Annotated in this window: 9 protein-coding genes; 3 read left to right on the forward strand and 6 right to left on the reverse strand. The window is 48.6% G+C overall.

The window, feature by feature from the left end; genetic code table 11:
* Positions 1-96 precede the first annotated feature (96 nt).
* From BUA12_RS09750 to BUA12_RS09760, 3 genes are read left to right on the forward strand one after another with little or no spacing between them, the layout of a single operon-like run.
* On the forward strand, positions 97-1,275 hold the full coding sequence (locus BUA12_RS09750; RefSeq protein ID WP_072710421.1) for a M20 metallopeptidase family protein: 1,179 nt from the start codon (positions 97-99) through the stop codon (positions 1,273-1,275).
* On the forward strand, positions 1,266-2,456 hold the full coding sequence (locus tag BUA12_RS09755; protein WP_084670120.1) for an amidohydrolase: 1,191 nt from the start codon (positions 1,266-1,268) through the stop codon (positions 2,454-2,456). The genes BUA12_RS09750 and BUA12_RS09755 overlap by 10 nt, the downstream gene beginning before the upstream one ends.
* Positions 2,456-3,622: an amidohydrolase gene (locus tag BUA12_RS09760; RefSeq protein WP_072710422.1), complete on the forward strand. Its 1,167-nt coding sequence runs from the start codon at positions 2,456-2,458 to the stop codon at positions 3,620-3,622. Before BUA12_RS09755 ends, BUA12_RS09760 begins: the two co-directional genes overlap by 1 nt.
* Positions 3,623-3,746: 124 nt before the next feature.
* On the opposite strand, the gene tuf is transcribed toward BUA12_RS09760, so the two are convergent.
* The 6 genes from tuf to rpoB form a co-directional block, all read right to left on the reverse strand.
* Positions 3,747-4,934 (reverse strand): elongation factor Tu, encoded by a 1,188-nt coding sequence (tuf, locus tag BUA12_RS09765; protein ID WP_072710423.1) that lies wholly within the window; start codon positions 4,932-4,934, stop codon positions 3,747-3,749.
* A 130-nt stretch (positions 4,935-5,064) separates the two neighbouring features.
* The gene (fusA, locus tag BUA12_RS09770) at positions 5,065-7,146 is read right to left on the reverse strand and encodes an elongation factor G (protein WP_072710424.1); all 2,082 of its coding nucleotides are present in this window, start codon (positions 7,144-7,146) and stop codon (positions 5,065-5,067) included.
* Positions 7,147-7,203: 57 nt separating this feature from the next.
* On the reverse strand, positions 7,204-7,674 hold the full coding sequence (rpsG, locus tag BUA12_RS09775; RefSeq protein ID WP_072710425.1) for a 30S ribosomal protein S7: 471 nt from the start codon (positions 7,672-7,674) through the stop codon (positions 7,204-7,206).
* 64 nt (positions 7,675-7,738) lie between these two features.
* Positions 7,739-8,158: a 30S ribosomal protein S12 gene (gene rpsL / locus BUA12_RS09780; protein ID WP_072710426.1), complete on the reverse strand. Its 420-nt coding sequence runs from the start codon at positions 8,156-8,158 to the stop codon at positions 7,739-7,741.
* Between the two features lie 407 nt (positions 8,159-8,565).
* Positions 8,566-12,183 carry a DNA-directed RNA polymerase subunit beta' gene (gene rpoC / locus BUA12_RS09785; protein WP_072710427.1) on the reverse strand — a complete coding sequence of 1,206 codons (3,618 nt, stop codon included), beginning with the start codon at positions 12,181-12,183 and terminating at the stop codon, positions 8,566-8,568.
* A 39-nt stretch (positions 12,184-12,222) separates the two neighbouring features.
* The gene (gene rpoB / locus BUA12_RS09790; protein WP_072710428.1) at positions 12,223-15,759 is read right to left on the reverse strand and encodes a DNA-directed RNA polymerase subunit beta; all 3,537 of its coding nucleotides are present in this window, start codon (positions 15,757-15,759) and stop codon (positions 12,223-12,225) included.
* Between the last annotated feature and the right edge of the window lie 241 nt (positions 15,760-16,000).

Genomic DNA, 16,000 nt, shown 5'->3' on the forward strand with positions numbered 1-16,000 from the left:
GTTTTCAGGCGAAGTAACAGTATTCAATTTAGAGCAAATAGTTTAAATAATTAAAATTATTTGGTAAAATGAACTATTATCTTATGGAGGTTAACAATGATGTCTATTAGCGATATAGCTGAAACCCTTCTTCCAAAAATGACGGAACAAAGAAGATATTTACATATGCACCCCGAGGTATCGTTTCAGGAAGAAGAAACTTATAAATATATACTGAAATACCTGCAACAGTATGAGAACTTGAAAATACGTGAAAATGTCGGAGGACAGGGCCTGCTTGCGACGATCGGGGAAGGAGGCCCCCATATCGCCATCCGTGCGGATTTCGATGCCCTCCCCATTCATGATGAAAAAGACGTACCCTATAAATCAACGGTTCCCGGTGTCATGCATGCCTGCGGACACGACGGCCACACAAGCACATTGTTCGCACTCCTCGACCTTTTGGCAGAGCAGGAGGAGTCAGGCAACCTCAAGGGGACCGTCTCCCTCATATTCCAGTTCGCCGAGGAGATCCAGCCCGGCGGTGCAGTATCCATGGTCCGGGACAATGTCCTGGAGGGCGTCGACAAAGTCTACGGTCAGCACTACTGGAGCCAGTATCCTGTCCACACGGTCAAAACCAAACCCGGCCCTGTCATATCAAGTCCGGATTATTTCGTCATCACGATCAATGGTAAAGGTGGACATGCCGCCCAGCCCCACGATTCCGTAGACCCGGTCCTCATTGCAGCAGAGATGATCACCAACCTTCAGAGCGTCGTCTCAAGGCAGATCTCCCCGATTGACAATGCCGTGGTGACATTCGGTAAGGTGAGGGCGGGAACGGCATTCAACATCATTCCCGACACAGCTGAAATCGTCGGTACGGTGCGCACTTTCAAACCTGAAATCAAAGATCGGATCCATGAGATATTCCAAAAGGAAGTCGAATATACGGCAAAGAAACGCGGCGCCGAAGGCGAACTGCTCTATAATTACGGCTATCCTGCCGTAATTAACCATGAGGATGAAGCTGAAGTGATCGAAAAAGCTGCACTGGAACTGGGCCTTCCTTTTGAAACCGCCAGGCCGCTCATGATTGGTGAGGATTTCAGCTATTATATCCAGGAAAAGCCCGGTGCCTTTTTCCTTACAGGTTCCGGCAACGCAGAGAAAAACTCGACCTACGTCCATCACCATTCGATGTTCGACCTGGATGAAGACGCTATGGTCAGCGGACTTTCCATGTTCATGAAAATCCTCGAACTTGAGGGGGTGATCGAATGGAATTGAAACGGATAGAAAAGCTGGCGGAGGATAATTTCATCGAAATGATCAAATTACGGCGTCATTTCCACATGAATCCCGAATTATCATTCCAGGAATTCCATACACCCGCCTATATCGCAAATTACCTGCGTGACCTCGGCCTTGATGTACAGGAAGGCGTCGGCGGCAGGGGTGTGGTCGGCAAGCTCATGATAGATCCAGATATGCCCACTGTGGCGCTTCGTGCCGATTTCGACGCTTTGCCCATCCACGACCAGAAGGACGTGCCATACCGCTCCACAGTCCCTGGAGTGATGCATGCCTGCGGTCACGATGCACACACGTCCGTCATCATGACGGCAGCCCGCATATTAAGTGAAAATAAAGACGCTCTGAAAGGCAATGTGGTGTTCATCTTCCAACATGCCGAAGAAGTCGATCCCGGCGGTGCAATCCAGATGATCGCCGACGGCTGTCTGGACGGTGTCGATGCCATTTTCGGCCAGCATGTCTCGACCAGCCTCGATATCGGCACCATCGGTTACATCAAAGGTACGGCAACCGGCATACCGGACGACTTCACAGTCAAAATCAAAGGCCGGGGCGGTCATGCCTCCAAACCGGATGGCGCCATTGATCCGCTTGCCGCAGCACTCTCATTCTGCCATCAGATGCCGTATGCGGTGACCCGTAAAGCATCACCGATGGAACCGGTCGTCCTTTCCATCACGATGTTCAACGGCGGCCACCAGCATAACGTCATCCCCGATGAAGTCGAAGTCGGCGGCACGATACGTACATTCAATCATGAGACCCAGGACGTCATGATCAGAGAACTGAAAAAATGTCTCGAAGGTCTCGTGACATTCACAGGCATCTCTTATGACCTGGATTATATGAAAGGCTATCCGCCTGTCGTCAATGATCATGAAAAGACGGATATCGTGATGCAGGCATCCGGGGAAGTATCCACAGTGAATGAAGTGAAGCCGCTTGAGCCGAGCCTCGGCGGGGAAGATTTCTCTTATTACCTGCAGAGGGTGCCGGGCACTTTCTATTTTACAGGTGTCAGGAATTCAAGCTTCAGGGCAGATTACCCACACCATCACGGTATGTTCGACATCGATGAAAAAGGGCTGATCAATGCACTGTCGGTGATGCTGCGTTCAGTATTTATATACTTTGAAGAGGAGTCATCAAAATAATGGATATAAAGAAAGAAGTAGAATCCAGATATGAAGAGATGAAAGCTGTGCGCCGTCACATGCACAGACATCCCGAACTGTCTTTCCAGGAGACCAATACGAAGAAATATATATACGATCAGATCAAGGATCTGCCGCTCGATATTGAAAAGGATGTCGGCGGCAACGGCCTGCGTGCGATGCTGCATGTCAGTGACGATTTCAAAACCGTGGCCCTGCGTGCGGATTTTGATGCCTTGCCGATCAGGGAAGAGAATGATGTGGCGTACAAATCCGAAGTGGAAGGGGTCATGCATGCATGTGGGCACGATGCACACACTGCCATGCTGATCACCACCGCCCATATTCTAAGCGCGCACAAGAACGCACTGCCCGTGAATGTGGTCTTCATTTTCCAGCATGCGGAAGAACAGCTTCCTGGTGGGGCGAAGGGCATGGTGGAAGCCGGCGTGCTTGAGGGTGTGGATTACGTCTACGGCATCCATGTTTCAAGCAAATACCCGACAGGCATGCTCGGTTATACTTACGGCTACAAACATGCAGCTGCAGACGCGTTCCATTACAAAGTGATCGGCCGCGGCGGCCACGGCGCGGAGCCCCACGCCGCCATCGATCCGGTCGTCGCCTCCGCTTCGCTGATCCAGCAGCTGCAGACGATCGCCTCAAGAACCGTCGATCCCCTGAAGTCTGCCGTCGTGACTGCAGGGATGTTCAATGCAGGCAGCGCCTTCAATATCATCCCGACCCTTTCGGAAGTATCCGGTACTGTACGGACGTTTGAAAAAGATGTGCAGGACCAGGTGATGGACCGCATGGAAGGTATCAGAAAAGGCTTGGAAGAGAGCTACGGGGTGAAATGCGAACTGGAATACAACAAAGGTTATCCTGCCGTACTGAATACGGATGAAGCGGTCGATGGACTGCTTGAAGCAACCGAAACCGGGACGGACTTCATCACTTCCATAGAGGAAGTCGAACTTTCAATGGGCGGGGAAGACTTTTCATACTACCTTGAAAAGGTGCCCGGTGCGTTCTTCAATATCGGCACCATGAATAAAGCACTCGAAACCGATTACCCGCACCATCACCCGAGATTCGACATCGATGAAGCGGGGATGAAGGCGGGCGTCGAATCATACCTGCGCCTGATCACAAATTTCAGGTAATACAGTAACGCTCGGGTGTTGGACACCACTATGAATGAGCAGATGGCTCCCCAGTTTGTACGTTAAATATAAAAAAGCGCAGAACCTCGATTGAGATTCTGCGCTTTCTTTATAAAGGTTGAAATTATTTAACGATTTCAGTTACAACGCCTGATCCAACAGTACGTCCACCTTCACGGATGGAGAAACGTGTACCGTCTTCGATAGCGATCGGTGAAATGAGTTCAACATTCATTTCAACGTTGTCGCCAGGCATAACCATTTCAGTGCCTTCAGGAAGTTCTACAACACCAGTTACGTCAGTTGTACGGAAGTAGAACTGAGGACGGTAGTTGTTGAAGAATGGAGTGTGACGTCCACCCTCTTCTTTTGAAAGTACATAAACTTCAGCTTTGAAGTTTGTGTGTGGTGTGATTGATCCAGGTGCTGCAAGTACTTGTCCACGCTGGATGTCTTCACGTGCTACACCACGGAGAAGCGCACCGATGTTGTCGCCGGCTTCAGCATAGTCAAGAAGCTTACGGAACATTTCAACACCAGTAACTGTTGTCTTAGTGGATTCTTCAGCAAGACCGATGATTTCAACTTCTTCACCGACTTTGATTTGACCGCGGTCAACACGGCCTGTAGCAACAGTACCACGGCCTGTGATTGAGAATACGTCCTCAACAGGCATCATGAATGGCTTGTCAGAGTCACGCTCTGGAGTCGGGATATAGTCATCCACTGCTTGCATGAGGTCAAGAACTCTCTGCTCCATGTCTGCATCGCCTTCAAGAGCTTTAAGCGCTGAACCAGCAATAACCGGGATGTCATCACCAGGGAAGTCGTACTCGGAAAGAAGTTCACGAACTTCCATTTCCACGAGCTCAAGCAGCTCTTCGTCGTCAACCTGGTCAACTTTGTTAAGGAATACTACAAGTGCCGGTACACCAACGTTACGTGAGAGCAGGATGTGCTCACGAGTTTGTGGCATTGGGCCGTCAGCTGCAGATACGACAAGGATTGCGCCGTCCATTTGTGCCGCACCGGTGATCATGTTTTTAACATAGTCGGCGTGACCTGGGCAGTCCACGTGTGCATAGTGGCGGGAATCAGTTTCGTACTCGATGTGGGACGTGTTGATTGTGATGCCACGCTCTTTTTCTTCCGGTGCGTTGTCGATCATGTCATAGCTTTGCGCTGTAGTGTCACCATGTTTAGCAAGTACAGTTGCGATAGCAGCTGTCAATGTTGTTTTACCATGGTCAACGTGACCAATTGTACCAATGTTAGCATGCGTTTTGGAACGGTCGAATTTTTCTTTAGCCATTTTAAAATACATCTCCTTATTTAAAGAAATTTAATTTGTTTTATTGTTCACTCGGGAAAGTGCAGCACCCTCCCGAGGTGTTTCCTAAATCACTTATAAATGATTTACACACAAAAATCAAGTGACCTAATTATTGACCTGTGTTTTTCTTGATGATTTCTTCAGAAATTGATTTAGGCACTTCTTCATAGTGGTCGAAAGTCATTGTATAAGTTCCGCGTCCCTGCGTGTTTGAACGAAGTGACGTTGCGTAACCGAACATTTCGGAAAGTGGAACGAAAGCTTTGACGAGCTGTGCGTTTCCGCGGGAATCCATACCTTCCACACGTCCGCGACGGCTTGTCACATCACCCATGATGTCACCCATATATTCTTCAGGCATAACAATCTCTACCTTCATCATAGGTTCGAGGATGACAGGGTCACAGACTTTGGCAGCTTCTTTCAAAGCAAGTGATGCCGCTATTTTAAACGCCATCTCTGATGAGTCGACATCGTGGTATGAACCATCGAATAATTTTGCTTTGACGTCAACCAGAGGGTAGCCGGCAAGCACACCGTTATCCAGGGAGTCCCTGAGGCCCTGCTCAACAGACGGGATGAATTCACGTGGTACTGCACCACCGACGATTTTGTCTTCGAATTCGAATCCTCCGCCCTGTTCGTTAGGTGTGAATTCAATATGAACATCACCGAACTGACCGCGACCGCCTGACTGACGGGCAAATTTACCTTGAACGGACGCTGATGATTTGAACGTCTCACGGTAAGAGACCATCGGCGCGCCAACGTTACATTCAACTTTGAATTCACGCTTCATACGGTCGACAAGTACATCCAGGTGAAGTTCACCCATACCGCCGATGATGACCTGGCCGGTTTCATTGTCGGTACGCGCAGTGAAAGTAGGGTCTTCTTCCTGGAGCTTCACAAGGGCTGAAGTCATCTTATCCTGGTCGGCCTTGGATTTAGGCTCGACTGATAAGTGGATGACCGGCTCCGGGAATTCCATAGCTTCAAGAATGACCTGATTCTTCTCATCTGTAAGGGTATCACCTGTCGCAGTGTCTTTCAGTCCTACAGCAGCTGCGATATCACCGGAATACACTGTCGGGATCTCCTCACGGGAGTTCGCATGCATCTGCAGGATACGTCCGACACGCTCACGCTTGTCTTTAGTCGTGTTTCTGATATACGAACCGGAGTCCAAAGTACCCGAATACACACGGAAGAAAGTCAGCTTACCTACGAACGGGTCAGTCATGACCTTGAATGCAAGTGCAGCAAACGGCTCAGAATCGTCAGGTTTTGCAACAATCTCTTCCTCTTCGTCATCTTTAAGGTGACCGACGATCGGTTTTACGTCCAATGGAGATGGGAGATAGTCGATTACCGCGTTAAGGAGTAGTTGAACACCTTTATTTTTGAATGCTGTACCACACAGTACAGGGTAGAATTCAACATCCACCGTCGCCTGACGGATGGCTGCTTTAAGCTCATCGGTTTCGATGTCTTCCCCGCCAAGGTATTTTTCCATGATGTCTTCATTTACATCTGCGAGACCTTCAATCAGGGATTCTCTCAATTCTTCAGCTTTAGCCTTGTATTCTTCAGGGATTTCAATTTCTTCAATCTCCGTCCCCAAGTCATTACCATAGTTGTAGGCTGTCATGTGAATCAAGTCGATGATTCCGTTGAAGTTATCCTCTGCTCCGATAGGGAACTGGATTGGATGGGCATTTGCCTGGAGGCGGTCCCTGATCGTACCGACTGAATATTCAAAGTCGGCACCGATTTTATCCATCTTATTAATGAATACGATACGAGGCACGCCGTAAGTTGTTGCCTGTCTCCAAACCGTTTCCGTCTGCGGTTCGACACCCGACTGGGCATCAAGAACTGTTACAGCGCCGTCCAGCACACGAAGTGAACGTTCAACTTCAACAGTGAAGTCTACGTGCCCAGGCGTATCGATGATGTTTACACGGTGGTCATCCCACTGGGCCGTTGTCGCAGCAGAAGTGATTGTGATGCCGCGTTCCTGCTCCTGCTCCATCCAGTCCATCTGTGATGCACCTTCGTGCGTTTCACCAAGCTTGTGGATACGTCCCGTGTAATAAAGAATACGTTCAGTCGTCGTAGTCTTACCGGCATCAATGTGGGCCATGATACCGATGTTACGCGTTCTTTCTAATGAGAATGGTCTTGCCATGAGTATTCTTTTCTCCTTCCAAAAATGGATTGCAATTTATACTATCAGGCACCGGTACTACCAGCGGTAGTGAGCAAATGCTCTGTTAGCTTCTGCCATTTTGTGTACTTCTTCGCGTTTCTTAACAGCACCGCCTGTGTTGTTTGCAGCGTCAAGAATTTCATTCGCCAATCTCTCTACCATAGTCTTTTCCCCACGCAGACGAGCGTAGTTCACAAGCCAACGCAGGCTGAGCGTTGTACGGCGTTCAGGGCGCACTTCCACTGGCACCTGGTAGTTTGAGCCACCAACACGGCGTGCTTTTACTTCAAGTACCGGCATAATGTTCTCGATTGCTTCATCGAAAACCTCCATTGCATCTCTGCCTGAGCGCTCTTCGACCAAATCGAATGCACTGTACAGAATACTCTGTGAAGTACCGCGCTTACCGTCGATCATCATTTTGTTGATCAGCTTTGTAATCAATTTTGAGTTGTGTATCGGATCTGGCAACACATCTCTTTTAGTAACTGGACCTTTACGAGGCATATTGTAATCCTCCCTTCAAATATTATCTCAAAGTTTAATTCATTCATCGTTCTTTCAATTCATCTTACTTTTTAGCTTTAGGCTTTTTAGCACCGTAAAGTGAACGGCCCTGCATACGACCATCAACACCTGAAGTATCAAGTGCACCACGTACGACATGGTAACGGACACCCGGCAAGTCTTTTACACGACCTCCGCGGATAAGAACAACACTGTGCTCCTGCAGATTATGGCCGATACCAGGGATATATGCGTTGACCTCTATATTATTTGAAAGTCTCACACGGGCATATTTACGAAGCGCCGAGTTCGGCTTCTTCGGAGTCATCGTGCCTACACGCGTACATACACCACGCTTTTGAGGCGCAGCATCTTTCGTCACACGTTTTTTAAGGCTGTTGAAACCTCTGTTCAATGCTGGTGAGTCTGTTTTTTTGCCTTTTGATTGACGAGGCTTTCTGATTAGCTGATTAATAGTTGGCATCTTGGATATTCCTCCTCCCTTTACTAAGTTTCTTTAATACCACACATCCAGGTGGTTCATTTTTAGAGTATAAAAAATCTGTAAGAAATGATCCTTACATTTTCACATCTAAATTGTCTCTCCAAAGAGGTAATTACCCATCGCAGAGTAACCTTAACAATAATAGCATCTTAAAAACGCCATTGTCAAGGTTTTCTTTGCATTTCACCCTTAAAGAACCCCAGATACCCATCCTAACAAGTTAAACTCTGACGTACAAGGGGGACTGGGCTTCATTATGAAAAAAATTAGGGAAGGCCGCCTTCAATCAAGCGACCGTCCCACTGTGAATATATCGCATGCCATCCCTGGGAGATGACACGCAGTTTTAAAGAAGGAGGGCTGCTCCATCAACCCTGATCCTTCAATCAGTCTTCCACAAGCACTTCTTCGGCACTTTCTGCCGTCTGCTCCATATCGACTTCAACATCACGGTATTTCGGCATTCCGGTACCTGCAGGTATCAGCTTACCGATGATGACGTTCTCTTTGAGACCGAGCAGGTCATCACGCTTACCTTTGATTGCTGCATCCGTAAGGACCCTTGTCGTTTCCTGGAAGCTCGCAGCAGACAGGAAGCTTTCAGTCTCCAGTGATGCTTTGGTGATACCGAGGAGGACGGGCTTGGCTGTCGCCGGACGTTTCCTCTTCTTGAAGATTTCTTTATTCGCGTCCGTGAATGCATGGATATCCACCAGTGCACCTGGCAGCAGCGTCGTCTCGCCTGCATCGATGATCCTCACTTTGCGGAGCATCTGTCTGACCATCACTTCGACGTGTTTATCATCAATTTCAACACCCTGCATACGGTAGACTTTCTGCACTTCTTTGAGCAGGTACTCCTGCGTCCTGTTCAGACCTGCAACCGTCAGCAGCTCTTTCGGTTCGATTGAACCTTCAGTCAGCGGCTGACCCGGAACGACCGTATCTCCGACCTCGACTTTCAGACGTGCAGCGCCCATGGCTGTATACGTCCTCGTCTCCTGCTCGCCTTTGATCTTGATTTCCTGTTGACGGTCTTTGACGATTTCAATATCCGTGACTTCCCCGCTGATCTCGGTGATCGCTGCCTGCCCTTTCGGGTTACGTGCTTCAAACAGCTCCTGGATACGCGGCAGACCCTGGGTGATGTCGCTTCCTGCCACACCGCCGGTGTGGAAGGTACGCATCGTCAGCTGTGTACCCGGCTCACCGATGGACTGGGCTGCAATTGTGCCGACGGCTTCGCCGACTTCTACTTTGTCACCGGTCGCAAGGTTCTTGCCGTAACAACGTTCACATACCCCGTGACGGGCATTACATGTGAATGCAGAGCGGATATATACTTCTTCGAGACCACTTGCCACGATTTCTTTCGCAGTTTCAACAGTGATCAGTTCATTGGCTTTCACGATTATTTCCTTGGTTTCAGGATGTCTGACCGTTTCCTTTGCATAACGGCCTTCGAGACGGTCGAACAGAGGCTCTATCAGTTCAGACCCTTCAGTCAGAGCCGAAACGAGAAGGCCTTTATCAGTACCGCAATCTTTTTCACGGACGATCACATCCTGTGCCACATCCACAAGACGGCGGGTCAGGTAACCAGAGTCAGCAGTCTTAAGTGCTGTATCGGCAAGTCCTTTACGCGCACCGTGAGTGGATATGAAGTATTCGAGTACTGTCAGTCCTTCACGGAAACTTGAAGTGATCGGCAATTCGATGATCTGTCCCGACGGGTTGGCCATGAGCCCACGCATACCCGCAAGCTGTGTAAAGTTCGATGCGTTACCACGTGCACCCGAATCACTCATCATGAATATCGGGTTCAGGCGATCCAGTGATGCCATCAGTTTTTCCTGAATGATATCTTTCGCTTTTGTCCACAGTTCAATCACTGTATTGTAGCGTTCATCTTCCGTGATCAGACCACGGGAGAACTGCTTTTGGACTTTTTCGACTTTCACATCCGTTTCATCGATGATGTGCTGTTTATCCGGTAATACGACGATGTCGGATACACCCACTGTGATACCTGCTTTTGAAGAATACTTGAATCCGAGGTCCTTCATCAGGTCAAGCATTACGGATGTCTCCGTAATATGGAATTTATTGAATATTTCAGCGATGATCTGGCCAAGGTATTTCTTGTCGAAAGGCGCGACCAATGGTCTGTCCTTATAATATTCCTTCAGTCCGCCTTCGCCCAACTCCCCGACTTTCACGAAATACTCATCCGGAGTCTTTTCTTCCAGATTGGTTCTCGTCGGTTCATTTATATAAGGGAATGACGGTGGCATGATTTCATTGAAGATGATCTTACCGACGGAGGTCAGCATCACTTCTCCACGGTGCACCTCTGAAATCTTTTCATCCTCGAATGAATCGGTATGCACGCCGATTCTTGTATGAAGCCCAACATAGCCGTTTGTATAAGCCATGATGACTTCGCCTGCATCTTTGAAAATATGCCCCTCGCGCTTATCATTTTCACGCTCAAGGGTTAAATAGTAGTTACCCAGAACCATATCCTGTGACGGTGTCACCACCGGCTTGCCATCTTTCGGATTCAGGATGTTCTGTGCTGCAAGCATCAGCATCCGTGCTTCAGCCTGTGCTTCTTTGGACAGCGGTACGTGGACTGCCATCTGGTCACCATCAAAGTCGGCATTATATGCAGTCGTTACAAGCGGATGAAGACGGATTGCCCGGCCTTCCACGAGTACTGCTTCAAATGCCTGGATACCAAGGCGGTGAAGTGTCGGCGCACGGTTCAGAAGCACCGGGTGTTCTTTGATGACATCTTCAAGGACATCCCACACTTCACTTTCCATTCGTTCGATCTTACCTTTGGCATTCTTGATGTTGGTCGCCATCTCCCTTTCAACCAGTTCTTTCATGACGAACGGTTTAAAGAGCTCAAGTGCCATTTCCTTCGGCAGACCACACTGGTACATCTTCAGGTTCGGTCCGACAACGATGACCGAACGGCCTGAGTAGTCGACACGCTTACCAAGCAGATTCTGACGGAAACGTCCCTGCTTACCTTTCAGCATATGTGACAATGATTTCAACGGACGGTTGCCCGGCCCTGTCACCGGACGGCCGCGCCGGCCATTATCGATCAATGCATCCACTGCTTCCTGCAGCATCCGTTTTTCATTTTGGACGATGATGCCCGGCGCCCCCAGATCGAGCAGACGCTTCAAACGATTGTTACGGTTGATTACACGACGATAGAGATCGTTAAGGTCACTTGTCGCAAAGCGTCCGCCGTCAAGCTGCACCATCGGACGGATTTCCGGCGGGATGATCGGCAGTACATCCAGAATCATCCACTCCGGATCATTACCGGAATGACGGAATGATTCAACCACTTCCAGACGTTTGATTGCACGCGTCAGGCGCTGGCCTGTCGCCGACTCAAGCTCTTTCCTCAAACTTGCAAGTTCTTCTTCAAGATTGACTTCACGCAGCAGATCCTTGATCGCTTCAGCACCCATTTTCGCAGTGAAAGTATTGCCGTGCTTATCATAATACTCACGGTACTCTCTTTCAGATAACAGTTGCTTCGGCTCAAGTCCTGTGGACCCCGGCTTGACGACTGCATAGGATGCGAAATAAATGACTTCTTCAAGTGACCGTGGTGACATATCGAGCAGCAATCCCATTCTTGACGGGATGCCTTTGAAGTACCAGATATGGGAAACAGGGGCGGCCAGTTCAATATGCCCCATTCTCTCGCGACGCACTTTGGCTCTGGTCACTTCGACGCCACAGCGGTCACAGACCATACCTTTATAACGTACACGTTTATATTTGCCGCAGCTGCACTCCCAGTCCTTCGTCGGACCAAAAATTTTCTCACAGAATAATCCATCGCGCTCCGGCTTTAGTGTCCTATAGTTGATTGTTTCGGGTTTCTTGACCTCACCGAATGACCACGAACGGATCTTTTCCGGTGAAGCAAGCCCGATTTTCATATATTGAAATCTATTGACATCTATCAATGAGCTTTCCTCCCTAAAAGTTTAATCAAGCTCAGTACATCACTCAGTGACATTTTCAGTCGCAACCTGCTTTTTGTCGCTGACATTCAGCTGGTTTGACGCATCTTCCTCGTCTGTATCATGCATATCCACTTCCTTGTCCTGGTTATCCATGATGTTGACGTTCAGACCCAGGCTCTGCAGCTCTTTCATCAAAACTCTGAATGACTCGGGAACGCCTGGTTTCGGTACATTCTCACCTTTGACGATCGCTTCATAAGTCTTGACGCGTCCGACTGTGTCATCCGATTTAACTGTCAAAATTTCCTGTAATGTGTAAGCTGCACCGTACGCTTCAAGTGCCCATACTTCCATCTCACCGAAACGCTGACCGCCAAATTGAGCTTTACCTCCGAGCGGTTGCTGTGTAACGAGTGAATATGGCCCTGTACTTCTTGCGTGAAGCTTATCATCAACCATGTGTGCAAGTTTCAGCATGTACATTACACCCACGGAAATCCTGTTTTCAAACGGTTCGCCTGTGCGTCCGTCGTAAAGGACAGTTTTTCCATCACGTGCAAGTCCTGCCTCTTCCATCGTATTCCAAACATCGTCTTCGTTGGCACCATCGAATACCGGTGAAGCCATCTTGATGCCCATGGAGCGTGCTGCCATTCCAAGGTGCATTTCAAGGACCTGCCCGATGTTCATACGTGACGGTACACCAAGCGGGTTGAGCATCAGGTCGATCGGCGTGCCATCCGGCAGATAAGGCATGTCCTCTTCAGGTAAAATACGTGAGATGACACCCTTGTTACCATGACGGCCGCACATCTTATCGCCGACGCTTATTTTCCTCTTCTGGACAATATATACTCTCACAAGCTGGTTCACTCCCGGAGACAGTTCGTCGCCGTCTTCACGGTTGAACACTTTGACGTCCAGCACGATGCCGCCGGCACCGTGAGGTACACGCAGGGAAGTGTCCCGCACTTCACGCGCTTTCTCACCGAAGATTGCATGAAGCAGGCGCTCTTCTGCAGTCAGTTCCGTCACACCTTTAGGCGTGACCTTGCCGACAAGGATGTCTCCATCCGTCACCTCGGCACCTACATATACGATACCGCGGTCATCCAGTTTCTTCAGGGCATTGTCTGAAACGTTCGGTATGTCACGCGTGATTTCTTCCGGTCCAAGCTTGGTGTCCCTTGCTTCCGATTCATATTCTTCAATATGGATCGAAGTATAGACATCATCTTTGACCAGTCTCTCACTCATGATCACGGCATCTTCATAGTTATAGCCGTCCCATGTCATGAAGCCGACTACCAGGTTGCGTCCGAGGGCCATTTCACCATTGTCCATCGAAGGTCCATCAGCAAGGATCTCACCTTTGGACACCACATCCCCGACCGAAACGATCGGCTTCTGATTGTAACATGTACCTGAGTTGGAACGGATGAATTTTGAGAGGTTGTAGACATCCTTTACAGTTTCAACTTCTTTGCCGTTCTGTTCTTCAATACGGTAAACATGAACTTCCTTCGCCTCCACATGGGAGACCCTGCCTTTAAATTTCGAAACTACCGCCGCACCGGAGTCACGCGCAGAGACATGCTCCATGCCTGTTCCGATGTCCGGTGATTCCGGAATGAGCAGAGGTACTGCCTGACGCTGCATGTTGGCACCCATCAGGGCACGGTTCGAGTCATCATTCTCAAGGAACGGGATACATGCCGTCGCTGCTGAAACCACCTGTTTAGGTGATACATCCATATAGTCGATGCGGTCCCTGTGCATCTGTGTGTTGTTCCCGCGGAAGCGACAGAACACTTCTTCGTTTTCAAACCCGCCATCTTCATCAAGCGGTGAGTTGGCCTGAGCGACGACATAGCTGTCCTCTTCATCGGCTGTCAGATAATCGATCTGGCTTGTCACACGACCTGTCTCATGGTCGACTTTCCTGTAGGGTGTTTCGATGAAGCCGAACTCATTCACACGCGCATAGCTTGATAATGAGTTGATCAGACCGATGTTCGGTCCCTCAGGCGTCTCGATCGGACACATCCGTCCGTAATGCGAGTAGTGAACGTCCCGGACTTCCATCCCTGCACGTTCACGCGTCAGGCCGCCGGGTCCGAGGGCCGACAGACGCCTCTTGTGGGTAAGCTCGGCAAGCGGATTGGTCTGATCCATGAACTGTGACAGCTGCGAGCTTCCGAAGAACTCTTTGATCGAAGCGATCACAGGACGGATATTGATGAGCTGCTGGGGCGTTATGGATTCAGTATCCTGAATGGACATACGCTCACGGATTACACGCTCCATACGGGAGACCCCGATCCTGAACTGGTTCTGAAGCAGTTCCCCCACTGAACGCAGGCGGCGGTTCCCGAGATGATCGATATCATCCGTGTAGCCGACTCCATGCAATAAGTTGAAGAAGTAACTGATCGACGAAATGATGTCGGAAGGTGTGATCGATTTAACTTCAACGTCCGGGAATGCATTGCCGATGACTTTAGTGGTGCCTTCTTCAAAGTTCGGTGCTTCCACGTCGATTGACTGCACTTCTATCGGCTCGTCCAGAATGCCCTGCTCAAGCTCGAACGTTTCAAGGTTGGCTGTGGATTCAAGCATTTCAGTAATCGAATCAAGCGTTCTGCGGTCGATCGTCGCACCTTTTTCCGCAATAATTTCACCAGTCTCTTTGTCAACGATCGGTGCAGCCAGCACCTGGTTGAACAGACGGTTTTTCAGATGGAGTTTTTTATTCATTTTGTAGCGTCCGACACTTGCCAGGTCATAACGTTTCGGATCGAAAAACCTTGTATACAGCAGGTTCTTCGCATTTTCCACAGTAGGCGGTTCACCCGGGCGTAAACGTTCATAGATTTCAAGCAGTGCCTGGTCCACAGTTTCCGTAGTATCTTTGTCTAATGTGTTGCGTATATATTCATTATCACCAAGAAGGTTGATGATTTCCTGGTCTGTTGAGAATCCTAGGGCTCTGACCAATACCGTAATCGGAAGTTTGCGGGTGCGGTCGATTCTGACGTATACTACATCCTTAGCATCAGTTTCATATTCAAGCCATGCTCCACGGTTTGGAATTACCGTCGCACCGTAACTCAGTCTGCCATTCTTATCATATTTCTCAGAGTAATAAACAGATGGACTGCGCACGAGCTGGGATACGATTACACGTTCAGCGCCGTTGATGATGAAAGTTCCGGTGTCCGTCATCAATGGGAAATCACCCATGAATACTTCCTGCTCTTTCACTTCACCTGTCTCTTTTATTACCAGGCGAACTTTCACGCGTAATGGTGCAGAATAAGTGGCATCGTGGTTCTTTGCCTCATCTTCATCGTATTTTGGTTCACCAAGTTTGTAATCTACAAACTCCAACGACATATTCCCGGTGAAATCCTCCACCGGTGAGATATCCTTGAACATTTCGATCAGACCCGTCTCCAGAAACCATTCATAAGACTTTGTCTGAATTTCAATCAAGTTAGGCAGATCCAATTTCTCTTCGATCCGTGCATAGCTTCTGCGTCTAGCATGTCTTCCATATTGAATCACTTGACTCATCGACAGATTCACCCCTAATAAAATTTACGTAAAACATACACATTAGCATACCATTATGTTTAAAGACAAAAAGAAAACGGAATCGAAATCAACCCCATTTTCTATTTATATTAAACAGTATTTAATACGCTCCATTTCAATAAGCAGATAAAAGTGCATACTTATTGGTATTATATTTTTACATTCTATAACTATATCATAACAGTTTTGTCAAGTCAAATTCGTTATTGATTTTCATTTC

Origin of the sequence: Lacicoccus alkaliphilus DSM 16010 (assembly GCF_900142805.1) — a bacterium.
GTDB lineage: Bacteria > Bacillota > Bacilli > Staphylococcales > Salinicoccaceae > Lacicoccus > Lacicoccus alkaliphilus.